This window comes from Nocardia jinanensis (assembly GCF_014645735.1).
GTDB lineage: Bacteria > Actinomycetota > Actinomycetes > Mycobacteriales > Mycobacteriaceae > Nocardia > Nocardia jinanensis.
This window is the reverse complement of sequence record NZ_BMMH01000014.1, coordinates 56,381-78,389: the sequence shown is the minus strand read 5'-3', so window position 1 is coordinate 78,389 and position 22,009 is coordinate 56,381. Positions and strand designations below refer to the sequence as shown.

Here is a 22,009-nt window from a genome sequence, read left to right as displayed (position 1 = left end):
GTAGCTGTTAATCTAAAAGAGAACAATCATTCTGTTTGGAGGACGACCTACAGAGGCAGCCGATCCGGCGGGCATCGGCACACCAGGCGCGTCGGCGCAACCGCGCTCGACGTGACCCGACCGCGAACACTTCAGGAATCGGCAACTCAACTGATTCCCGACTGCTGCGCCGAAGCGATCCATAGGCCTACGGCTCATGGCCGCGCAACTCCCGACAGGGTCGCGAGAGTCGAATCCAGCCCTCCCCGGACTCACTCGTGATCGGACAGCCGCTCAGCACAATCGAAGACAAGGTGGCACATTCAATGAACGCAAGCACGGCCCAGCGAGCACTTGACACGCCGGTCGTCATCTCCGGCGCAGGCCCTGTTGGACTCTCACTCGCATTGGGTCTGGCACGAGCCGGCGTGCACTGCACCGTCCTCGAGAAGAAGGAGAAGCTCGACCCGCACTCTCGGGCCACACTGATCCTGGCCCGGACCCTCGAGATATTCGACCAGTGGGGCGTGCTGGACCGGTTCATCGCAGCTGGGAACGTCGTGCCACACGCCCGGCTACGGGAGCCGACCAGCGAGCAGAACATCCTCCACGTCAACTTCACCAAGCTCAATGACATCAGTGCGACGGCATACGCCCTCGCTCTTCCGCAGAACGAGACCGAACGAATCTTGCTCGACGCGGTCCGTGGGACAGGATCGGTCGACATCCGATTCTCCACCGAACTCGTCGGTTTCACGCAACTCGACGACGGCGGAATCCGGTACCGGGCTCGTGACGAGCACGGCATCGAGACAGACGGAACCGCAACGTATCTTGTCGGTGCAGACGGCGCACACAGTACGGTCCGCCGACAATTGGGGATCGAACTGAAGGGCAAAACCTACCCCACCCAAGCGCGCCTGATCGATGTGCGTGTCGCACCCGAACACGACCCTGCCGGCGAATGGCCCGTTCTCCTCGATCGACGTGGAATCGTCGTAGGCATCCGATTCGGCAACCGGGTATGGCGGATCATCGAACAGGCCGTCGATCCGAACCTCGACGCCGCCGCACTCGAGACCCATATCGTCGAGCTGACCTCCGAACTCTTCGGTGGGCCGCCCGAAGAGATTATCTGGCAGAGTACATATCGCAAGCACGAACGCTGCGCAACGCGATACCGCAGCGGCAACATACTTTTGGTTGGTGACGCGGCCCATCTCAACAGCCCCGCAGGCGGCCAGGGTATGAACTCCGGCGTACAGGACGCCCACAATCTCGCTTGGAAACTCGCACGCTGCGTCCTCACCCACGTCGTCGACAGCGACGCGTTGCTCGACTCCTACGCAGAGGAGCGCCGGTCGCTCATACGACGTAGAGTTCTCCCGGCCACCGATGTCGCTGAACGGTTCCAGGCGGCACGCCCGCACCGGCGGATCACGATAGTCAGAACGCTCGATAAACTCTTCGACTTCGCGCATGCCTCAGGGGCCATCACAAAACGGTTCGCGATGATCGACGTCCCCTACTTGGAGTCACCGATCCTACGGAGATCCCGATCCCGAATCGGACAACGCCTCCCCAACACAATCGACTCCTTCGGACAACGCATCTTCGATCGAATCAACCACGGCGCACTGCTCTGGGCAGGTGAAGAACATGAAACTCCCCGCGAACTCGCGGATCAATTGAACATCCCGATCCTCAACGGTGATATGGCCGAACTGACCCGGTTCTTCGACCGCGACCGGTACCTTGCTCTGATCCGACCCGATCATATTGTGGGTGCAATCGCGGACCCCCATGCCGTCGACCACTCCCAATTCCATCGTGCACTGGGACTCATCCCGCCGCCGTCTCGGACATCGGCCGATAGAGCCGAAAAGCCTTCGGCGTTCTCCGGCTGAACCGCACAATGTTTCTGAAGGCTCATCAACGGGCAAGCCGGCACAGGGCGTGCCCCTCGGTTCCAAGCCGCACGCCACTGCCGGCCTGAACCTCGTCACGCACGGATGAGTTGTGAAACGCCAATTCATTGTCTGCGCACGGCCGGGGGTATCGATCCCGGCGATAGTTCGTGCCAAACAAAAAAATCTCGGACCATCGGCGCTATCTGAAAGCCAACGGCTGCTGGGTATCCCTGATCGACATCAATTGGCCAGAAATAAGCAAAGGAAGACCATGAACACCGTTCTCTGGATCGGGCAAGCCGTCCTCTCGGTCGCCTTCCTCGCCGCCGGCTCGATGAAGATGGCCCGCAACCGTCAGCAACTCATGAGCACCAGCGCCAGCATGGCGTGGGCCGGAGACCTGCCAGGAGGAGCGATCAAAGCCATCGGCACTCTCGAGGTCCTGGGCGCCATAGGACTGATCCTGCCGATGGCACTGGGGATCGAGCCGTGGTTGGCCCCTATGTCCGCCACCGGACTTGCTCTACTCATGTGTGGTGCCGGGTGGGTCCACCTCCGCCGAGGCGAAAAGAGCGCGGTCGGCGCTCCTCTTGTGCTCGGGACTCTCGCACTTTTCATCGCCGTCCTGCGCTTCGGACCATACGCAGCCTGACCACAATCGTCACTGTCCTCAGCGAACAGTTCGATCACTCCGCAAGGCCCGGCCCGATGCGAACCCGAGAGCCCACACCGCCGCGCGAGGATGTAGAGGGTCGGTCTGGGACTCATCCCCGCGTGCGCGGGGAGCACACTTCCTGATCAGGTACTTTCCACGCGGAATCCCTCATTTTCATTCACTTTTCGCACTCCCGTCGCGCCTTCGATCGACCGGCTATGCCATGGACCCTCAGGAGAAGGGCAGCACCGTAGTGCACCAGGGTACGACTCGGTTCCCCGTCCAGCGATGCGATCGAAGTCCAGCGATGCGATCGAACCGGCGCCGGGATCACCCTCACCACGTGACCACCTCCCAGCCCACCGACCGCCCGCGACCGCGTCAGCCGGTCTGGCCGATCCCGAGCGCTTCCACCGCGGCACGGGTGGCGGCGGCCACAAGAGCATTGTCGGGCTCGGCATCCTGCTCGGATTTGGTGGTGAGTACCGCGAGGACGATCGGGGCCCGTCCCGGCGGCCATGCTATGGCGACGTCGAGGGCGGAACCGTAGGCCGGGGACCCGGTCTTGTTGCCGACGGTCCAGCCGGCGGGCAGCCCCGCTCGGATGCGATTACCGCCGGTCGCGCTGGCGACGAGCCACGCGGACAATTGCGCGCGTTCGGGTTCCGCGAGGCTGTCGCCGACGACGAGTGCGCGATAATCGGCGGCCAGCGCCGCCGCAGTGGTGGTGTCACGTTCGTCGCCGGGGATCGCGGTGTTCAGCTCGGTTTCCCAGCGGTCCAGTCGCGAGGTGTTGTCACCGAGGGTGCGGAGGAACGCGGTGAAGCCCGCGGGTCCGTCGAGTAGTTTCAGAATCTGATTGCCGGCCGTGTTGTCGGACACCGTGATGGCGGCCTCGCACAGGGCGGCGACCGTCATCCCGGTGTCGACATGCTGCTCGGTCACCGGCGAGTTGGCGACGAGATCGGTGCGCGGATACTGGATCACTCGGTCGAAGAACCCCGAGGACAGCGGGTGCTCGCGCAGCAGGGCACCGCAGGCGAGGCCTTTGAATGTGGAAGCCATCGGGAACCGCTCGCCGTCACGATAGGAAACGCTGCGGCCGTCGGTGGTGTCGAGCACGAACACCCCCAGCCGCGCGCCGTGTGCCGCTTCCAAATCGGCGAACTGCTGAGTCGTCACTACTTGCGTGGTCGTACCTATCGGCGCGGCGGCGCCCGGGGTACCGGGACCGGCATCGCATGCGGTAGCCGCCGAGAGCGCCGACACCGCCAACGCAGCGACAGCGAACCGGCGGCGATCGAACGAGATGAGCTGAACGAGCGCGGAGAATCTCACCGCCACAGCACATCACCACTTCAGCGGACGTGACCAATACTCAGCCACCCCGCGAACGAGTCGGACTCGGTATCGTCGCAGTTCACCCGGGACAAACACGTCTGAAAGCACTACCGGCCGCCGATTTTCATTCACTTTCGCTCCCAGCGCGAGTCGCTCGATCAGTCTTCCATCGTCTGTAAAGAATCTCAGCCCTCATGGAGCGGGAATCGGAGGAGGCGTGCACGTCATTCCGCCGGATTTCGGAGCGGTTGATGAAACAGGTCGTCGACGTTCAACGGATCCGGTTCTGAATTCGATCGTTGCTTGAGTCTCGCATTCAAGACGGGAATCGATGCGATTCGATCCTGCTGCAGCTCCTCCCAGACCAGGCGACGGAGGCGGCCACCATGCTCGACGCCGCCTCGGCAAACGGCACTCTCAGTGTCCTCGGATCCAAGAGGTAAAAGGGCTGCGGCTCGGCCAGGTCAGGCACCGCCATGTAGACGAGTTTGCCCTCAGCCAGGGCTCGGGCCCGGACTGGGAGTTGCGCTGTGTCCGGCACCGCCTTCACTACTCGCGCCCGCTTCCAGACGGGTAACTCGGCCAAGCGGTCCGCAGCGGCCTCGGCACCGAAAAAGGTCGGCATGTAGCCGTGCACGCCCGCTGATCAGCGGCAGCCTCTCCACCCGCGACGCACTCGACGAGGTGCTGTTCAACGACCCGCCGATGGCCAATTTCTGCACCACCTACCCGCGGACCCCGGTACTCATCGGCGATACTTGGCTACCGGCACACCAACCCGTACTCATCAGTCTCGCCGCCGCCAACACCGACCCCGGAACAGTTGGCGGAGACGCCACCGGCAATCGCTCGCACCTGGCCTGGAGCGCCGGACGACACGCGTGCCCGGCCCGGACCATCGCCTACTTGATCGTCCAGGATGCGATCGACCAGCTCTTGGACGCGTTGCCCGACATGCGACTCGCAGTCGCATCCACCGATCTGATGTGGCGACCCGGACCCTTCCACCGGGCCCTGTTCTCGCTCCCGGTCACCTTTCCTCTGTCACCCGTCGATCTCTCCGACCGCGGCTCGGTGCGCTGGAAATGATCATGAATTCGCTGGCCATCCATCAACTCACGACACTCGATCGAGCAGGCAACCAGCATCGAGACCCCGTTCCGACTACCGCACCACGAGGCGCACCGCACCGGTATCCGCTGCCTCGCCGGTAGGCTGAACCGCGCTGTCGATCGCATTTCGGTTGGGACAATCCCGAATACCGATAGCCGTCGGATCCCGACCGGTCGCCGTGGCCGTACTTCCCGGAAAGGTGGACACCGTGCACTCGCCGATTGCCGACTATCTGCAGGAAGTGCTCGACACCGTCCGCGACGACACCGGCGGGGAGGTCGCCGGTTACATACCCGAACTCGCCGCCGCGGACCCGGATGTGCTCGGTATGGCGGTGTGCACGGTCGACGGGCGGGTCTATACCGCCGGCGACGCCGATATCGAATTCTCCATTCAGTCCATCTCCAAACCGTTCGCCTACGCGGCAGCCCTGACCGATCGCGGCTTCGCTACGGTCCGCGCGGCGGTCGGCGTCGAACCGTCGGGTGAGGCGTTCAACGAGTTGTCGCTGGAAGCCGAATCGCGACGGCCCAAGAATCCGATGATCAATGCCGGCGCGATCGCCACCCATCAGCTCCTGGTCGGCCCCCACGCGACTGTCGCGGAACGGTTCGAGCGGGCCCGGAGTTTCTTCTCGACGCTGGCCGACCGCACCCTCGAACTGGACGAACGCGTCTGCACCTCCGAGCTGGCGACCGCGGACCGCAACCTGTCGATCGCGCATATGCTGCGCAACTACGGGATCATCGACGACGACCCGCACGAGGTCGTCGAAGGCTACACACGACAATGCTCGATCAAGGTGACCGTGCGGGATCTCGCCACGATGGGTGCGGCTCTGGTCAACGGCGGTGTGCATCCGCAGACCGGTGCACAGGTTGTCACGCCGGCCGTTGCGCGCGAAACACTGGCGGTGATGGCCGCCGCCGGTATGTACGACTCGGCCGGCGAATGGTTCACCCGTGTCGGGATTCCCGCCAAGAGCGGGGTGGCCGGCGGTCTGCTGGGCGCGCTGCCCGGTCAGTGCGGGATCGGGGTCGTCTCGCCCCGCCTCGACCGGCACGGCAACAGTGTGCGGGGAATCAAAGCCTTCCATCGGCTCTCCGACGATATGGGTATGCATCTGATGGAGTCCGAACCCCACGGATCCACTGTGCTGCGGTCCACCACGGTCCGAGACGGCGAAACATGGTTCGCCCTACAGGGCGCCGTTCAGTTCATCGGCGCCGAATCCGTACTCGCCGCCTTCCAGGACGACACCACCGCCACCGGCACCCTCGTTCTCGATCTGAGCCGGGTCGATCGGATCACCGATGTCGGCCGCCGGATGGTGCTGGAGGGACTCCGCCGGTTCGTACTCGACGGCCGGGAAGTGGTTCTCGTCGACCCCGACGGCAAACTCCCGAACCCCGATCTGGGCGACGGCACTTTCCCCACCGTCCGTGCCGGGACGGCCCGCGGCCGGTAGCGCACGACCGATGATCGGCACGTGATTGCCGGCGGCTCAGTCGTCGAGCAGTGTCTCCCACTTCGAGTAGGCCTCGAAATCACGGAAGTGGCGTGAATACAGGTCACCGCCCTCGGACAGGTCCGAGGTCAGCGATGCCGTGACGTCGATGATCGCTGTGGGGGTGACGGTGATGCTGTCGCCCGCTTCGTTTTTGTAGCTCCCCTCGTCGCTCCGGAAGTTCACTTCCGCGAGTTCACGCGCTTCCTCTTCGGATTCCGCGTAGACGAGAGTTGTGTCTTCCCGGTACAGGGGTACATGGTCCGGGGCGTCGGAGGTGAACTTGAACAGTGTGATGGCGATGTACGGGCTCTTGGCCACTGACCGACTCCTTGTTTCTACATATCGAACCTCGACGGCACTGGCGCGGGCGAGATTGTCGCGGGAGAGCAGGGTACCGGGGAGCTTGTTCGCGCCGTGAGGGTTGCGTAGCGGCTGCCTCGGCGATCGACTCCGGGATTACCCTCACCTCGTGACCACCTCCCAGCCCACCGGCCGCACCGCCCCCGGCGCCGCGGTCGCCGATGCCGTCCGCGAGGACATCCTCGCCGGACGAATGGCTCCCGGCGACCGGCTGCGCGAAGTGGACCTGGCGGAGCGGTTCGGGGTGTCCCGGGTACCGGTCCGCGAGGCGCTGTCGCAGTTGCAGAGCGAGGGGTTCGTGACGCTGGTGCGGTATCGCGGGGCCACGGTGTCGGCGCCGTCGGGGCCGGCGGCGCTGGAGCTGGTGCAGATCCGGCGGGGGCTGGAGGTGCTGGCCGCACAGCTTGCGGCGCGGTCCAGAGGTGGCGCGGTGGCCGCGGAGCTGGCGCGGGTGGTGGAGCTGGGCCGGTCGGCCGATCTCACGCATGCCCATGACGAGTTGCCGCCGCTGATCCTGCGGTTCCACACGCTGGTCGCCGAGGCGTCCGGGAACCAGCAGCTGGGGGCCATGCTGGAGCAGATTCTGGAGCGGGTGTCCTGGATCTTCGGGCAGCGGCTGGAGAGCCGCACGCATATCTCCTGGAGTGACCACGCGGCCATCGCGCAGGCGATCCTCAACGGGTCGCCGGTGCAGGCGGGGTATCTGATGGACGAGCACATCGCGCGGGACGAGGAACTGCTCGCCGATATGGACGCCGAGGCGACGCCGGATCGGACCGGGCCGTCAGGGGCATAGGCGTGGCCGGGCCCGCCGAGCAGGCCGACCCGGTCGATGGTCGCGGCGCCCTGCGCGAGCGCGCCGACAAGCAGACTGATCGGTACGAAAAGCCAGGTTTGTATACAAGATTTCAAACCTTCCCTCGCTCTCTTGCATAGTTCACACCCCTGGAACCTCTAGCAACACCAGCGAAACAGTATTTGTATACAAATTCGGGTGTTGATTATTTCTTCTGCCCGAGGCCAGGTCCCATGTCCACAGACGCTGCCCCGACCCAGTCGCCGCCGCTGACTCCATCCGCTCCCCTACCCTTCTGGCGCACAACACTGTTCGGTATCCAGCACGTGCTGGTCATGTACACCGGTTGCGTCGCGGTCCCGCTGGTCTTCGGTGCGGCTCTCGGGCTGGACACCTCCACCATCGCCACCCTGGTGAACGCCGACCTGCTGGTCGCCGGTGTCATCACCCTCGTGCAGGCCCTCGGTATCGGGAAACTGCTCGGGGCCCGGATGCCGGTGGTGGCGGGCGCCTCGTTCACCGCGGTGACGCCGATGATCCTGATCGGCGAGGAGTACGGCCTGTCCGCCGTCTACGGCGCCATGATCGCGGCGGGTATCTTCGGCATGCTGGTCGCGGTCCCGTTCTCGAAACTGGTGCGGTTCTTCCCGCCGATGGTGCGCGGCGCGGCGGTCACCATGATCGGACTGTCGCTCATCGGCAAGGCCGTATCCATGACCTTCGGCGACGAACCGGCGGGTGGCGCCCCGCTGGCTCTGGCCGCCGGGGTGGTCGTGCTGATCATCGTGCTGATGCGCTACGGCCGCGGCATCGTCGCGCAATCCGCGGTCCTGATCGCGCTGGTGCTGGGCACCCTCGCCGCCGCCGCGCTCTCGCTCACCGATTTCAGCGCCGTCGGTACCGCCGCCTGGTTCGGTCTGCCCGACCCGTTCCTGTTCGGCACCCCCACCTTCCCGATCGCCGGGATCATCTCTATGTGCCTGGTGATGCTCGTGATCTTCACCGAATCCACCGCGTACCTGATGGCCACCGCCGATCACCTCGGCCGCCCCCTGGAACCGAACCGGCTCGCCCGCGCGCTCGGTGCCGACGGCGCCTCGGCGGTCCTGGGCGGATTCCTGACCTCGTTCCCGGACACGATCTTCGCCCAGAACGTCAGCCTGGTGCGGATGACCGGGGTGTCGAGCCGGCGCGCGGTCGCCGTCGCGGGCGGACTGCTGGTGGCGCTCGGACTGGTGCCGAAGATGGGCGAAGTGGTCGCCAATCTCCCGGGCGCGGTGATCGGCTCGGTGAGCCTGGTCATGTTCGCCACCGTCGCCGGAGTCGGTATCGCCACACTCGCCCGGGTCGACTACTCCCGCAACGACAACCTGCTCGTGGTGTCGCTGGCCATGGGCATCGGCATGATCCCGGTGGTCGCGCCGGAGGTCTACGAAGGGCTCCCGTCGTCGGTCCGGATCATCGCCGGCGGCGCGATCACCAGCACCGTCATCGTGGCGTTCGTCCTCAACCTCGTCTTCAACCACCTCACCCCGGCCCGCACCCCGAAGGAGAGCGCCGCATGACCGGTATCGCCCTGTTGACCGTGCCCACCACCGACCCCGGCGATACCCGGCCCTTCGAGGTGCTCACCGAAACCGGCTACCGCACCGACGATCTCGTCTCGGTGATCGGCAAGACCGAGGGCAACGGCTGCGTGAACGATTTCAGCCGCACTTTGGCCACCGCCGTCTGGGAGCCGCGGATCCCGGAAGCCGCGGTCACCGTGTTCTCCGGCGGCACCGAGGGGGTGCTCAGTCCGCATGTGAACATGTTCGTCCGCGACGATCGCCACCATCCCGGTTTCGATCGCGGCCTGGTCGCGGCGGCCCGCCGCAGCCGGGTACTGGATCCCGGGGAGATCGGCCGCGCGAACCAGGTCGATACGGTCGCCGACACCGTGGGCAAATTGCTGGCCGAACTCGGTGTCACACCCGCCGATGTCCATCTGGTGCTGGTGAAATGCCCGCTGCTGACCTCGGACAAGATCACCGCACTGCACGCCGCGGGCCAGGTGCCCGTCGCCACCGACACCTATGCGTCGATGGGTTGGTCGCGGGCGGCGAGTTCGCTGGGTATCGCCGTCGCGCTGGGTGAATGCGACCGGGCGACCGCGCTGCGCGCCCTGGCCGGTGCAGCCGATGTCTGGTCGGCCCGCGCCTCGGCCAGCGCGGGCGCCGAACTCGACGACTGCCACGTATTGGTGGTGGCCGAGAGCCCCACGGCGGCCAATCCGCTGCGCGCCCTGCACGGCCATATGGCCGATGCGATCGACCTGGCCTCGGTACAGGAGCTGCTGTCGCAGGTGGCGGCGGCGGGGGGCACGGTGCGGCAGATCTTCGCCAAAGCCGAGGCCGACCCCCGCGGCTCGGTGCGGGGCCTGCGGCACACCATGCTCACCGACTCCGATATCAACGCCACCCGGCATGCGCGCGGCGCCGTGGGCGGTCTGCTGTCGGCGCTCAAGGGCGACGGCGCCGTGTATGTCTCCGGCGGCGCCGAGCACCAGGGCCCACCGGGCGGCGGCAGCCTCACCGTGATCTACGAACTCCCCACCCCCGAAGGGACCGATGCGCCATGAGTACCACGACGCTGACCGAACCCGAGAAAGTCTGGGAGACCGACGAATTCGAGAACGTACCGGTCCCCGCCGACCGCCGGCGCGGCCTGGCCTCGGTCTCCGCGGTCTGGTTCGGTTTCCCGATGGTGCTGACCTGCGCCATCTTCGGCGGGCTCATCGTCTATTCGCTGGGCTTCCGGCTCGGGCTGCTCGCCATCGCCGTGGGCAATATCTGCATGATGCTCTATGTCGGCGCGCTGAGCGTGATCGCCGGGCGGACCGGTAAGAACTTCGCGCTGTCCGCCGCCGAAACCTTCGGTAAGGCAGGAGCCTTCATCCCCTCCGCCTTCCTGGCGACCGTGGTGATCGGCTGGTTCGCTTTCCAGACCGGTATGGCCGGCGCGATCCTGCACGACACCCTGGGCTGGCACGAACAGGTCACCGCGCTCGCCGCCGGGCTCGGTTTCATCGCGGTGACCCTGCTCGGTATCCGGGCGCTGTCGGCGATCGGCATGATCGCGGCACCGGTCTATATCGTGCTGGGGCTGGTCGCGATCGGTCTCGCCGTGGGCGACGGCGGCGATTCGCCCACGTCGTACCAGGGGCAGGCCGGCGCAGCCGCGATGAGTTTCGGTGCGGCGGTCACCCTGGTCATCGCCTCCTTCATCGACTCGGGCACCATGACCGCCGATTTCACCCGCTGGTCCCGTAACGGCCGCGAAGCCTTCCTCGCCGCGGCCTCGGCCTTCCCGGTGGGCAATTCGATCGCGCTGGTGATCGGTGGACTCGTGGTCGCGCTGGGCGGTAGCGCCGACCCCGCCGCCGACGGCGGCAACTTCCTCGGGCTCCTGGTCGACCACGGCGGCGTGCTGGTTCCGCTGGCCGTGGCGTTCGTCTTCATCAACCTGGGTTCGGTCTGCGCGCATTGCCTCTACAACGGCGCCGTGGGCTGGAGTCAGCTCTCCGGCGGCCGGATGCGGCGGCTCACCCTCGTCCTCGGCGCCGCCGGGGTGGTGCTGGCGGTCGCGGGTATCTGGTCGTATTTCGAACAGTGGCTGAACCTGCTGGGCGTGATCGTGCCACCGATCGGCGCCGTGGTCATCCTCGACCAGCTGGTACTCCCCCGGTTCGGTCTCGGCCCGCGGGACCGGCGGGCCCGCTGGCACTGGCCCGCGTTCACCGCCTGGGCCGGCGGCGCGGTCGCCGCCCTGCTCACCCACCATTTCGCCCCCTGGCTATCGGACGCCGTCATCGGTTTCGCCGCCGGCGCCATTGTCTTCACCCTCTGCGCGACCGTCACCGCGCGACGCGACAAGGAGCTCACCGCATGACCCCCACCACCGTGGACGCCACCCCCTACACCTGGCCGTTCGACGGCCCGATCGATCCCGCCCGCACCGCGCTGCTGCTGATCGACTGGCAGACCGATTTCTGCGGACCGGGCGGCTACGTGGATCAGATGGGCTACGACCTGTCCCTCACCCGCGCCGGCCTGGAACCCACCGCACGGGTCCTCGCCGCCGCCCGCGAACTCGGCCTCACGGTGATCCACACCCGTGAAGGCCATCGCCCCGACCTCGCCGACCTCCCCGCGAACAAGCGCTGGCGTTCGGCGCAGGTCGGCGCGGAGATCGGCAGCGTCGGCCCGTGCGGACGCATCCTGGTGCGCGGCGAACCCGGCTGGGAGATCGTGCCAGAGGTCGCGCCGATCCCCGGCGAACCGGTCGTCGACAAACCGGGCAAGGGCGCCTTCTACGCCACCGACCTCGACCTGCTGCTGCGCGGCGCGGGCATCACCCACCTCATCCTCACCGGTATCACCACCGATGTCTGCGTGCACACCACCATGCGCGAAGCCAACGACCGTGGCTACGAATGCCTGATCCTGTCCGACTGCACCGGTGCCACCGAGAAGGAGCATCACGAAGCGGCACTCAGCATGGTCACCATGCAGGGCGGGATCTTCGGTGCGGTCGCCACATCCGAGCAGCTGCTGGCCGCCCTCGGAAAGCGGTCCGTCACGGTATGAGAGTCGTCCTGATCCACGGCGTGGCCACCGACAGCCGAGTGTGGGCGGCGACGATCGCCGCACTCGGCCCGGCCGTCGAGGTCCACGCCCCCGACCGGCCGCAGTCGGGCGATATGGACACCGAGATCGCCGCCCTCGCACCGCTGTGTGAGGGGGCGTTCGCGGTGGGAGTCAGTGGTGGCGCGACACTCGGCCTGGAGATGGCCGCGCGCGGAGTCGGATTCGCGGGCGCGCTACTGCACGAACCGGCGGCCGGATCGCTCGCGCCGGGATTGCTCGACGATGTCGCGCGGGCGTTCCGGTCGGAGGGTGTGGCGGGGTTCGGCCGCACGCTCTACGGCCCGAGCTGGACAACCGATCTCACGGCCGCCGCGCACGAAACCGTGGCCGGGGAGTTCGCGATGTTCCGCGGGTTCGAACCGCGCCCAGTGGGCCCCCTGGCGGATCGGATCACCCTGACCGTGGGGCAGCATTCGCCGCCGGCCCGGCACCGATCGGTCCGGGATCTCGGCGCCGCCCTGGGTCTCGAGTGGCGCGTACTCGCCGGAACCGGGCACGCGGCTCACCTCGAGGCCCCGGACCGGCTGGCACGATGGGTCCGGCGCCGGAGCGGCGCCGATCTGGGGTCGTACTGCCTACCGCCCTTCCCGTGATATAACGCCAGGTCGAATACCTGACGCCGGCCCCCCGGCATCGACTTGACGTAGTGCGTTCGGCCCCGATTTGTGCGCGGAGCACGAGAGCGAGCGGATGTTTCATTACGCGGGCCCATATGCGTGGCGACCGGGGCGCCCTACGATGACTTTGCCCGGTCCTATCGGGCACGCAACGAAACTCCTCGGTCGTGCGGTACCGCGACGAGGAATTCGGCACCGATCGGAGTTCGAAATGCCAGGCGGTAGAGAGATGCGATGCCGGTGACGGCCCCCGGGCCCACCACTGATTTCTCCGTCGAAACCGAGCGGTTCATTCCACAGAGATCCCTCGCGAAAGTACGACTGACGAATGCCTGTTCAGCTGTATCGCGCGCCGGAAAATGGATGTTCGTCGGTCCACGGCTGCGCGGAAGATCCCGGAACCCCGGTGCGGAGCGCGATACGCACGGATCGGCGCGACGCACCGAGAGGGGTGTGACCGTGCGACGGACACGGCCCGGCCCCGGCGCATCGTCGCTGCCCAGCCCCACCGAATTGCTGTACGCGGTCGGCGGCCGGAAGGCCGAGGGACCGGTGTGCAGTCTCGCCTCGGCGCTGTCGGAGTCCTACCGGCTCGAATCGGGGTCCTCCGGAAATCCGGCGCAATCGCGGCGGCGGATTCTCATCGCCGAGATCAATTCCTGGAGTTCGGAGTATCTCCCCGCCCCGAGAGCGGGTATCCGCGTATACGAGCGCACCCTCGGCGAACTCATCGATGTGATCGCCGAGGGTGCCGCCCGCGCGTTCCATCTGCTGCGGAACGACGACCCGGCCGGCGAACTCATGCACGCGGAATGGACTCGCCTCGCGGAGTTACAGATCGCCTACCGCGATCTGGTGCACGATATCGAGACCGGACGATGCTGTCTCCCGGGTGAAAAGCATCGCTGGGCGGAGCCGGCGCAGACGCGTTCTCGGTCGCCTATCGATACGGGAGAACGATTGTGAGCGGGACAGATCGAGATGTTCCCACCGAGTTGGGCACGCTTCGTATCCGGGTGACCGGAACGGGACCGGCGATGGTGCTGTGGCCGAGCCTGCTGATGGATCACACGCTCTGGGACGGTCAGGTCGCCCATTTCTCGACGCGGTTCACCACCATCGCCGTAGACCCGCCGGGCCACGGCGCGAGCACCCCACTCGACCGGCCGTTCACCTTCGGTGAATGCGCGCGATGTATCGGCCGGATTCTCGACACACTCGGTATCGACCGGGCACATATCGTGGGGAATTCCTGGGGCGCGATGATCGGAGCCACCTTCGCCGCGCTCTACCCCGAGCGCGTGCTGACCGCCGTCCTCATGAACGGGACCGCGTCGCCGGCCGGGATGCGCCAACGTCTCGAATACGGTGCCCTGCTGGCGCTCGCGCAGATTATCGGCGGCTTCCGCGGCCCGCTCACTCGTTCCTCGCTCTCCGCCTTCCTCGGTCCGACGACTATGCGGACCCGGCCGGATGTCGTCGAGCGAGTGCGGCGCGCAGTGCGCGCCAACGATATCGGTTCGGCGCGGTACGCGGTGCGCAGTGTGGTCGTCCGCCGGCCGGACCAGCGGCAGCTGCTCGCGCAGATCCATACGCCGACACTGGTCGTCGGCGGCCGGCAGGATGCGACCTTCCCGCCCGCCGAGGTCGAGGATATGGCGCGTGCCGTCCCCGGTGCCGAGTTGTCGTTCGTGGAGGACGCCGCCCATCTGCTCGCGATCGAGGTACCGGACGCGGTGAACGCCCTGATCGACGACTTCCTCCGCCGGCACGAACCGCACCGGTGATTCCCGGGCTGTCGACCAGTGGTCCGATCACGACCGGTCGATGGTCCCGGTGTTCGCGACACGCCCGCGCTGCGCTCCGAGAATCAGGCTCCGCGCACCCTCACCCGTCACCGATTGCCCGGCCAGGGCATCGAACGCCCGGCCGTACACATCGATCTCCCTGGGCTGGGTGATGGTGAGTTCGGCGGCCGTCCCCTCCACCATCACCAGCCGGTTGTCGAACATGGCGAAATTGGTGGATACCACCAGCGCCTCGGCGGTGGACGGCACGATACCGATGGTCACTCGCGGCATTCCGATGATGGACGACAGCCGGTCGAGCTGCCCGAGCATGACCGTATCGTCGCCGACCGTGGTGTAGAGCGCCTGTTCGGCGATCAGGAAGTGGAACAGATGATCGCGCTGGTACAGGATGCGCTGGCGTTCCATACGCTTCGATACGGCGTTGTCGACATCGTCGGGGATGCGATGGAATTCGATACCGCGGCGCAGTTTGGCGGCGGCGTATTCCGCGGTCTGGAGTAGACCGGGAACGATCTGCGGCTGGAAATCCCGGATATGGGCGGACACCGCTTCGAGTTTCAGCGATTTCTGCTGCCGGCGGCCGAGGCCGGTGCCGAGGATCTTGCGCCATTCGAGGTAGGCGACCTCGATGGTGTTCGAAGTGGCCAGCAGGTCCGGTAGCTGGTCTTCGGCGCCGCAGTGGCGGCAGTAGGCGCGGATATCGTCGTCGGAGGGTCTGATCCGCGCGAACTCGATCTTGCTCACCTTCGACTCGTGCCAGCCCGCGAGCTGGGCGAGTCGCCGGTTGGTGAGTCCGGCCTGGCGCCGGAGCTCCCGGAGCCGGGCCCCGAGAGCTTCTCGCGCGTCGTGCACTTCGTTCATCTGTCGACATATTCCGTGTAGGGCGTTGCCATGTCCCAGAGCCGGTGCTTCACGCAGCGGGCGTACTGGATGATCCCCGAATCCGTCGTCACCGCCAGACCGGAGGGTTTGCCGTGGTCGTCGATCAGGTTGTAGACGACCCGCTCGTCGTCGATCAACCACCAGTCGTCCGACGGCACGTCGCCGGCCAGATGCCGGGGTACGTACCGGATGTCCTCACCGGCGTCGGTGTTGGTAACGGTCACCGACAGCAGCCAGCGGTGGTAATCGGTATGCGGCACCGTCACCACACGGACCCGGCGTACGGTGACGCCGCGGCCGGTCGTTTCCCGGACCAGCGAGTTCCAGTGGTTCTTCTGCTCGTCCGATACCGCGGGCCGGCCTTCCAGGAACCGGTCGAGCCGACCGGTTTCGGCGGGCACCACATAGCGGTCCCGGACTTCCAGGTGGAACGCCTCGGACACACACTCGCGCAAGAGCGCCGCCCAGTCCGGCGGTTCATGCGGAAGATAGAGCACCGTAGAACGTCCTTCGGGTCTTCGGGACTTCGATCGCTACTTCGTCGGACGCCAGATCGAGCTGCTCCAAGATCTCACGCTCGGCGACCGGCCGGCCGGCGAGGGTGAACGTACCTCGGCCGGTATCCTTCATCGGCGCGCCGATGAAGGTGTCGGGCTCGGCGTAACCCAGTAGCAGATGCGGGATTTCGACGGTCGCCGGTCTGTCCGTCTCCCATCCCTGGACCAGATAACTTCCGTGATCGGTCGTGTACAGACTGGGGCATCCACCGAGATCCGAGCCCCCCTTACCGAGAAACCGCAGACGCATACTTCAACCCCTGTTCGATGGTTAGCACGAGTTTTCCCGCACTTCGTACATGATGCACTTCTGCGCTGCGATGCGGGAAACAGCGGAACCCATTTGTGCAAACTCGTGCTCACTGCTCGCCATGACCGGTCCGCACTCCTTAACGTCGATTCAACCGTCCCGCCGAATATCTGTGCCGGGCAACAGGTGACGGGCGGACCACGGACCAAGGGGTGAGCATGCGATTCGAGGTGAAGGTGAGCAGTTACGGGGGCCGGTGGCTGATCTCCGCACCTGCGTTCGGGGTCCGGAAGATCGTGGAGGACGAATCCGCCGTCCGGCAAGAGGCGTACCGGATGATCGCCCGATGCGGAACCGCTCCGGCCGTCTTCGAGATCGACCTCGTCCCGGGTGTGCCGCCTCCGGAGAACGACCGGCCCGCGCCGGTGGAAGTACACGGCCAAGGGCGTTCTCCGCGGTGGGCGTCGGTAACCGAACTCCGGGCCGGCAGGCGGAGTACGGACGAACCGGCGATCGACGACGGTTTCTGATCCGGCCGCCGATCACCCTGCCGCCGAGACGGACTGCGCCGGTCCTTGGACAGCGCTTCGGAGCACCAGGATTCAGGGTTTCGGCACCGCCGGCAGGCCGATGGCGGGGTCGATGAATTCGTTGGTCACCAGATCGGCGGCGGTGAGTCCGTCGGCGATCCGGTCGCCGCGTTCCCGCAGGATCGGGGTCACCGCGGCGATCACCCGGTTCACCCGCGTCTCCTCGAAATTGCCGAGAGTGCTGTCCGGGCCGTTGCCGACGATCTTCTCCGCTACCTGCACCTTCACCGAATCCGCGTTACCGGCGCCGGTCATCGGCGGACCGTCGGGGATGGTCTCGGCGATCCGCAACAGCGCCTGGTTCACCGGTTCGGGGTCGGCGACGTAATCGACCTGGGCCTGCTGCAGCATCGGGACCAGTTTCGTCAGGCAGGGCCGCAGGGCGTCGAGTTCGCCGGCCCGCACCGACCAGGCGTGCGGATAGATCTCGTAGCCGGATTCGTGGACCAGCAGATAGTCGGTGGGTTTGCGCCAGCCCTCGACATCGTGTTCCCAGCGATAGGGTTCGTTGGATACATAACCCTGCTGCATGACGCGGCCGCGCTCGGCGACGAAACGGCTCGGGGTGCCGTCGAACGAGGCATCGGCCTGGTCCGGGCGTACATAGCCGTTGGCGGTCAGATAGTCCATGAAGATCTTGCCCTCGCTGTACACCACGGGGGCACCGGTGCCGGGTATGTCCTTCCACGATTCGACCCGGTAGGTCGCCGGATCCCACATCACGATCTGCGGATTCACATCGAGCGAGGCGAACACCCCGGTTACCGGGAATTCGGCCTGCGCGCGGACGGCGTCGTCGGTGGGGACGAAGCCCAGGGTGATCGAGGTGTCCTGGTACATCTGCGCGGGCACGGGCTGACCGCCCAGGAACGGGCCGCCGAGCCGGACTTCGACATTGATACCGGTATCACCCAGCGGCCCCGCGTAGGAGCCCTTGTTGACGTCCACCGTGCCGTCGGGTCCGACGAGCTGGAACGCCGCGGCCCGCTCCGGGGTGGCGTACCAGTCCGTCTGGATCACGACCGTCGACGGGCAGACCCCGGCCAGCGGCCCCGCGCCGGTGGGTTCCGGGACCGAACTCGTACCACCGCATGCGGTGAGCAGCGCGGTGCCCGCGAGAGCAGTGAGGGCGGAAAGTGGTTTCTTCATGGCGCTTCCTGAGGTGAACAGTGGATGGGCGGAGGAGAGATATCAGTGGCCGCGGCGGTGGCCGTGTGCCCGCTCCACGCGGACGGCCAGGAAATCGAAGAACCAGAACAGGATCAGTCCGGCCAGCGAGGACAGCAGCAGCGCGGTGAGCAGTTCCTCGGTGGCCAGCCGCTGCCGGTAGACGTCGATCATCCGGCCGATACCGGGTTCGCCCTGGCGGAAGAAGAAATCGGCGACGATCGAGCCGATGATCGCCATTCCGCCGGAGATCTTGAAACCGGAGATCATCGCGGGAAGCGCGGTGGGCAACTGGAGTTTCAGCAGCCGCTGCCACCGGCTCGCGCCGTGCAGTGTGAACAGATCGTGTTCGGCCGGTGCGACCGCCTTCAAGCCGAGCAGGGTGTTGGTAACCACCGGGAACAGCGCCACCATCACACAGACGATCACCCGACTGCCGAATTCGTAACCGAACCAGAAACCGAAGAGCGGGACCACGGCGAGGATCGGAATGGTCTGCAGGATCACCGCGTACGGGTACAGCGAGTACTCGGCCCAGCGCGCCTGGCTCATCACCACCGCGAATCCGACGCCCAGCACCATGGCGATGGCCAGCCCGCTCAATGCGACCAGCACAGTGGAACCCAAGGCGGACAGAATCTCCGAGCGCACCGCCGTATCGAGCAGCCCTTCGGTGATCACCTGGTCGGGGCCGGGGAGCAGGAACCGCGACTCGGCGGCGATCAGGTGGTGACTGGCGAAGAACCAGACACCCATCACGAGAACGAACACCACGACGGGCGCGATGATCCGCACGGGTGCCGATCGGCGGCGAGATATCCGCGCGGCCGGTTTCGGCCGATCCTGTGTGGCGACCTTCTGAGCGGCGGTATCCGCCGTGACCGTGGTCATGCCGCGACCTCCTGTTCGGCGGCGTGCAGTGTGGCCGAGACCGCGCCGGCGATCTCGGCGAACTCCTGGGTGTAGCGCAGTCCCGGTTCCCGCGGAAAGTCCAGCGGCACCGGGATATCGGCGGCCACCCGGCCCGGACGCCCGGTGAGCACGACGACGCGGGTCGACATGAACACCGCTTCCGGTACCGAATGGGTGACGAATACGCCCGCGAAGGCGTCGCGGCGGAAGAGACTGCCCACTTCCTCGTTGAGGCGCTGGCGGGTGATCTCGTCGAGCGCGCCGAACGGCTCGTCGAACAGGAAGAGTTCCGGCCGCAGGGTGAGCGCGCGGGCGATGGAGGCCCGCATCCGCATACCGCCGGAGAGCTGGGCGGGTTTGTGTTTCTCGAACCCGCCCAGCCCCACCCGTTCGATGGCGTCCAGTGCCGCCGCCCGGCGTTCGGCTCGATCCACTCCGGCCAGTTCCGCGGGGAGTTCCACATTGCGCAGCACCGTGCGCCACGGCAGGAGTGTCGCCTCCTGGAAGACGTAGCCGAGGTGTTCGGTGGCGACCGCGACCTCGCCGGAGCTGACTTCCTCGAATCCGGCTGCCAGCCGGAGCAGCGTCGATTTACCGCAGCCGGAGGGCCCGACCAGGGAGACGAATTCGCCCGGTCGGACGGCGATATCGATATCGCGCAACGCGGCGGTCCCGTTCTCGAAGACCATCGACACATTCCGGAATGCGAGGGCCGGATCCGGCCCGGTCGTATACGTTGCCTCCCGTGGAAGGGTCGGCGCCGGGATAGCCTTTGTGCTCATGGAACAGTTCTATCGGCTGCTCGTTGCCGATCGCGGTCCGCCGGATTACACCCCTGTTTCGTATACGATCACAACACCAATTGCCCGGCGCGAGCCACCACCCGGCCACCCTTGAGGACCAGCTTCCGGGTCGGCACGCCGACCACGGCCGCGGCCGGCGTCGCGGCGTCGACCATGACGAGATCGGCGCGGCCCCCGGCCCGGATCCCGTGGTCCGGCAGCCCGAGAACCGCCGCTCCGCCCAGAGTTCCGGCGGCCAGCGCCAATTCGATCTCTTCGTCGGAGAGCAGCCGGTCGCGGAAAGCCACCGTACTGATCCGGCGCAACATATCGCCGTCACCGTAGGGAGTCCACAGATCCCGGATACCGTCGTTGCCGAGCGCGAGAGTCGCACCGGCGGCGTCCATCACGCGCAGCGGGACCACCGGTGCGTCGCCGACCGCGCAGGTCACCATGGCGACACCGGCTTCGGCCAGGCGATCGGCGATCCGCCGCTGCTCGTCGGGCGGCAACGCACCCATCGCGTAGGCATGGCTGATGGTGACCCGCCCGGCCAGCCCGGTGGCCTTCGTCCGCTCGATGATGAGCTCGAATTCCCAGGCGCCGAGGGTGCCACCGTCGTGCAGATGGATATCGATCTTCGCGCCGTACCGTTCGGCCAGCCCGAAGATGATGTTCAACTGACCGGTCGGGTCGCCGTCGAATCCGGCGGGATCGATGCCGCCCACCGCTTCGACACCGCCGGCCAGCGCCTCGTCCAGCAGTTCCGCGGTACCGGGCCGCCGGATCAGCCCGCCCTGCGGGAAGGCGACCAGTTCGACGTCCACCCGGTCGCGGTGCCGGGCGGCGGCGGTCCGCACCGCTTCCACCCCGGCCAGCCCGATCGAGGGATCGATATCGATATGGCTGCGCACATGCGCGGTTCCCCCCGCGATCATGGTCGCGAGGAGATCGGCGGAATAGTCGGCACTCGGGATACCGAATTCGGCCCGGCGGTTCTCGCCGTTGGCTATCCGGCCCGCCAGCGAACGCCCACCGGTATTCGGCACCCAGGGGCCGCCCCACAGAGTTTTGTCGAGGTGACAGTGGGTATCGACGAACCCCGGTAGCACCAGCGCGCCGTCGAGCTCGAGAATCTCGGCACCGGACACGGCCGGATCTGCGCCGATCTGTTCGATCCGCCCGTCCCGGATCAGGAGGTCGGCGGTTTCCAGCGGTTGTCCGGGCATCCACGGGCGCCCGCCTCGCAGCAACAGGTCGGTCATGATTCCTTCTTTCGGTTCAGGTGAACAACATGGCGATGCCCGCACCGGCACCGAAGACGATCACCACGGCACGGAACGCGCCGGGACGCAGCCGGTCGGAGATCCTGCCGCCCACCACACCGCCGAGCAGGCAGGCCGGGGCCAGTACCAGCACCGACCACCAGTCGACCGGCCCGAACAGTGCCACCGCGACGGTGGCGGTGGTGGAGACGGCCAGGGTGAGCACACTTTTCAGGCCGTTGAGCAGGTTGACCGAGGCGTCGATACCGAGCGCGAGCGCGGTGAGCAGCACAATCCCCATACCTCCGTTGAAGTACGCCCCGTACACACCACCCAGGAAGACCCCGGCGAAAAGGGTGAACCGGGAATCGCCGCCCTTCTCGGAGAGCTTCCGGGAGATCAGCGGCTGCGCGGCGAACAGCGCGGTCGCCGCCAGGATCAGGTAGGGAACCAGGGCGGTGAACACCTCCGGCGGCGCCGCGAGCAGGGCCACCACCCCGCCGATCGCACCGGCGGTGCCGACGACGATCAGCCGGGGCAGCAGGCTGCGATGTTCCACCAGCCGGGAGCGCAGGGCGGCCGCACCACCCAGATAGCCGGGCCAGACGGCCACGGCATTGGTCACCGTCGCGGTCACCGGCGGCAGGCCGGTGGCCACCAGGGCGGGAAACGACAGCAGGCTGCCGCCGCCGGCGATGGTGTTGCACACGCCGGCGCCGAAACCGGCCGCCAGCAGCAGCACCGCGTACACGGGATCCATGGCGTCCTTCCGATCACAAGTGAGACCGGATCGTATACGAAATAGAGCGTTATTGTCGCCCGTG

General features: G+C 66.6%; 22 protein-coding genes and 1 pseudogene. 13 read left to right on the top strand and 10 right to left on the bottom strand.

Annotated elements, in window-relative coordinates; genetic code table 11:
• The first annotated feature begins 305 nt into the window (after window positions 1-305).
• On the top strand, window positions 306-1,886 hold the full coding sequence (locus tag IEY68_RS26690) for an FAD-dependent monooxygenase (RefSeq protein ID WP_082681384.1): 1,581 nt from the start codon (window positions 306-308) through the stop codon (window positions 1,884-1,886).
• Between the two features lie 274 nt (window positions 1,887-2,160).
• A complete protein-coding gene (locus tag IEY68_RS26685; RefSeq protein ID WP_058855172.1) occupies window positions 2,161-2,541 on the top strand; it encodes a DoxX family protein in 381 nt (126 codons plus the stop codon).
• A gap of 384 nt (window positions 2,542-2,925) precedes the next feature.
• Here the strand turns inward: IEY68_RS26685 and bla are convergent, their stop codons facing one another.
• Window positions 2,926-3,819, bottom strand: coding sequence for a class A beta-lactamase (gene bla, locus IEY68_RS26680; protein WP_063916357.1), 894 nt, complete (start codon window positions 3,817-3,819; stop codon window positions 2,926-2,928).
• 708 nt (window positions 3,820-4,527) lie between these two features.
• Between bla and IEY68_RS26675 the strand changes: the two are divergent.
• A pseudogene (locus IEY68_RS26675) lies at window positions 4,528-4,974 on the top strand (cytochrome P450 family protein); the annotation flags it as partial.
• A 232-nt stretch (window positions 4,975-5,206) separates the two neighbouring features.
• On the top strand, window positions 5,207-6,466 hold the full coding sequence (locus IEY68_RS26670) for a glutaminase (RefSeq protein WP_058855224.1): 1,260 nt from the start codon (window positions 5,207-5,209) through the stop codon (window positions 6,464-6,466).
• Between the two features lie 36 nt (window positions 6,467-6,502).
• Here IEY68_RS26670 and IEY68_RS26665 read toward each other — a convergent pair whose 3' ends face one another.
• The gene (locus IEY68_RS26665) at window positions 6,503-6,826 is read right to left on the bottom strand and encodes a DUF4288 domain-containing protein (RefSeq protein WP_058855170.1); all 324 of its coding nucleotides are present in this window, start codon (window positions 6,824-6,826) and stop codon (window positions 6,503-6,505) included.
• A 151-nt stretch (window positions 6,827-6,977) separates the two neighbouring features.
• On the opposite strand from IEY68_RS26665, the gene IEY68_RS26660 reads away from it, so the two are divergent.
• The 8 genes from IEY68_RS26660 to IEY68_RS26625 all read left to right on the top strand — a co-directional run bounded on the left by IEY68_RS26660 (window position 6,978) and on the right by IEY68_RS26625 (window position 14,756).
• Entirely contained in the window at window positions 6,978-7,664 is a 687-nt protein-coding gene (locus IEY68_RS26660; RefSeq protein WP_229719022.1) for a GntR family transcriptional regulator, read from the top strand.
• A 233-nt stretch (window positions 7,665-7,897) separates the two neighbouring features.
• Window positions 7,898-9,229, top strand: a complete 1,332-nt coding sequence (locus tag IEY68_RS26655) for a nucleobase:cation symporter-2 family protein (protein ID WP_058855168.1) — start codon at window positions 7,898-7,900, stop codon at window positions 9,227-9,229.
• Complete coding sequence (atzD, locus tag IEY68_RS26650; protein ID WP_058855167.1) at window positions 9,226-10,284, top strand: cyanuric acid amidohydrolase; 1,059 nt, start codon at window positions 9,226-9,228, stop codon at window positions 10,282-10,284. Before IEY68_RS26655 ends, atzD begins: the two co-directional genes overlap by 4 nt.
• Entirely contained in the window at window positions 10,281-11,594 is a 1,314-nt protein-coding gene (locus IEY68_RS26645; RefSeq protein WP_082681382.1) for a cytosine permease, read from the top strand. Before atzD ends, IEY68_RS26645 begins: the two co-directional genes overlap by 4 nt.
• Window positions 11,591-12,292 (top strand): biuret amidohydrolase, encoded by a 702-nt coding sequence (gene biuH, locus IEY68_RS26640; protein ID WP_058855166.1) that lies wholly within the window; start codon window positions 11,591-11,593, stop codon window positions 12,290-12,292. Before IEY68_RS26645 ends, biuH begins: the two co-directional genes overlap by 4 nt.
• Window positions 12,289-12,945, top strand: coding sequence for an alpha/beta fold hydrolase (locus tag IEY68_RS26635; protein ID WP_058855165.1), 657 nt, complete (start codon window positions 12,289-12,291; stop codon window positions 12,943-12,945). Before biuH ends, IEY68_RS26635 begins: the two co-directional genes overlap by 4 nt.
• A 483-nt stretch (window positions 12,946-13,428) precedes the next feature.
• Complete coding sequence (locus tag IEY68_RS26630; RefSeq protein WP_156426210.1) at window positions 13,429-13,935, top strand: hypothetical protein; 507 nt, start codon at window positions 13,429-13,431, stop codon at window positions 13,933-13,935.
• Window positions 13,932-14,756 (top strand): alpha/beta fold hydrolase, encoded by an 825-nt coding sequence (locus IEY68_RS26625; RefSeq protein ID WP_267886575.1) that lies wholly within the window; start codon window positions 13,932-13,934, stop codon window positions 14,754-14,756. The genes IEY68_RS26630 and IEY68_RS26625 overlap by 4 nt, the downstream gene beginning before the upstream one ends.
• Window positions 14,757-14,783: 27 nt before the next feature.
• Here IEY68_RS26625 and IEY68_RS26620 read toward each other — a convergent pair whose 3' ends face one another.
• From IEY68_RS26620 to IEY68_RS26610, 3 genes are read right to left on the bottom strand one after another with little or no spacing between them, the layout of a single operon-like run.
• A complete protein-coding gene (locus tag IEY68_RS26620; protein ID WP_058855162.1) occupies window positions 14,784-15,641 on the bottom strand; it encodes a helix-turn-helix domain-containing protein in 858 nt (285 codons plus the stop codon).
• Window positions 15,638-16,159 carry a DUF6879 family protein gene (locus IEY68_RS26615; RefSeq protein ID WP_229719021.1) on the bottom strand — a complete coding sequence of 174 codons (522 nt, stop codon included), beginning with the start codon at window positions 16,157-16,159 and terminating at the stop codon, window positions 15,638-15,640. Before IEY68_RS26615 ends, IEY68_RS26620 begins: the two co-directional genes overlap by 4 nt.
• Window positions 16,140-16,469, bottom strand: a complete 330-nt coding sequence (locus tag IEY68_RS26610) for a hypothetical protein (protein WP_058855161.1) — start codon at window positions 16,467-16,469, stop codon at window positions 16,140-16,142. The genes IEY68_RS26615 and IEY68_RS26610 overlap by 20 nt, the downstream gene beginning before the upstream one ends.
• 212 nt (window positions 16,470-16,681) lie before the next feature.
• Between IEY68_RS26610 and IEY68_RS26605 the strand changes: the two genes are divergently transcribed.
• Window positions 16,682-16,999 (top strand): hypothetical protein, encoded by a 318-nt coding sequence (locus IEY68_RS26605; RefSeq protein WP_156426209.1) that lies wholly within the window; start codon window positions 16,682-16,684, stop codon window positions 16,997-16,999.
• 72 nt (window positions 17,000-17,071) lie between these two features.
• On the opposite strand, the gene IEY68_RS26600 is transcribed toward IEY68_RS26605, so the two are convergent.
• From IEY68_RS26600 to IEY68_RS26580, 5 genes are all read right to left on the bottom strand, one after another.
• Window positions 17,072-18,208: a hypothetical protein gene (locus tag IEY68_RS26600; RefSeq protein ID WP_062999201.1), complete on the bottom strand. Its 1,137-nt coding sequence runs from the start codon at window positions 18,206-18,208 to the stop codon at window positions 17,072-17,074.
• 42 nt (window positions 18,209-18,250) lie between these two features.
• A complete protein-coding gene (locus IEY68_RS26595) occupies window positions 18,251-19,117 on the bottom strand; it encodes an ABC transporter permease (protein WP_058855158.1) in 867 nt (288 codons plus the stop codon).
• Entirely contained in the window at window positions 19,114-19,920 is an 807-nt protein-coding gene (locus tag IEY68_RS26590; protein ID WP_082681381.1) for an ABC transporter ATP-binding protein, read from the bottom strand. The genes IEY68_RS26595 and IEY68_RS26590 overlap by 4 nt, the downstream gene beginning before the upstream one ends.
• Before the next feature lie 68 nt (window positions 19,921-19,988).
• Window positions 19,989-21,185, bottom strand: coding sequence for an amidohydrolase (locus tag IEY68_RS26585; RefSeq protein ID WP_082681380.1), 1,197 nt, complete (start codon window positions 21,183-21,185; stop codon window positions 19,989-19,991).
• Window positions 21,186-21,201: 16 nt separating this feature from the next.
• A complete protein-coding gene (locus IEY68_RS26580) occupies window positions 21,202-21,945 on the bottom strand; it encodes a sulfite exporter TauE/SafE family protein (RefSeq protein WP_058855157.1) in 744 nt (247 codons plus the stop codon).
• Window positions 21,946-22,009: the final 64 nt, after the last annotated feature.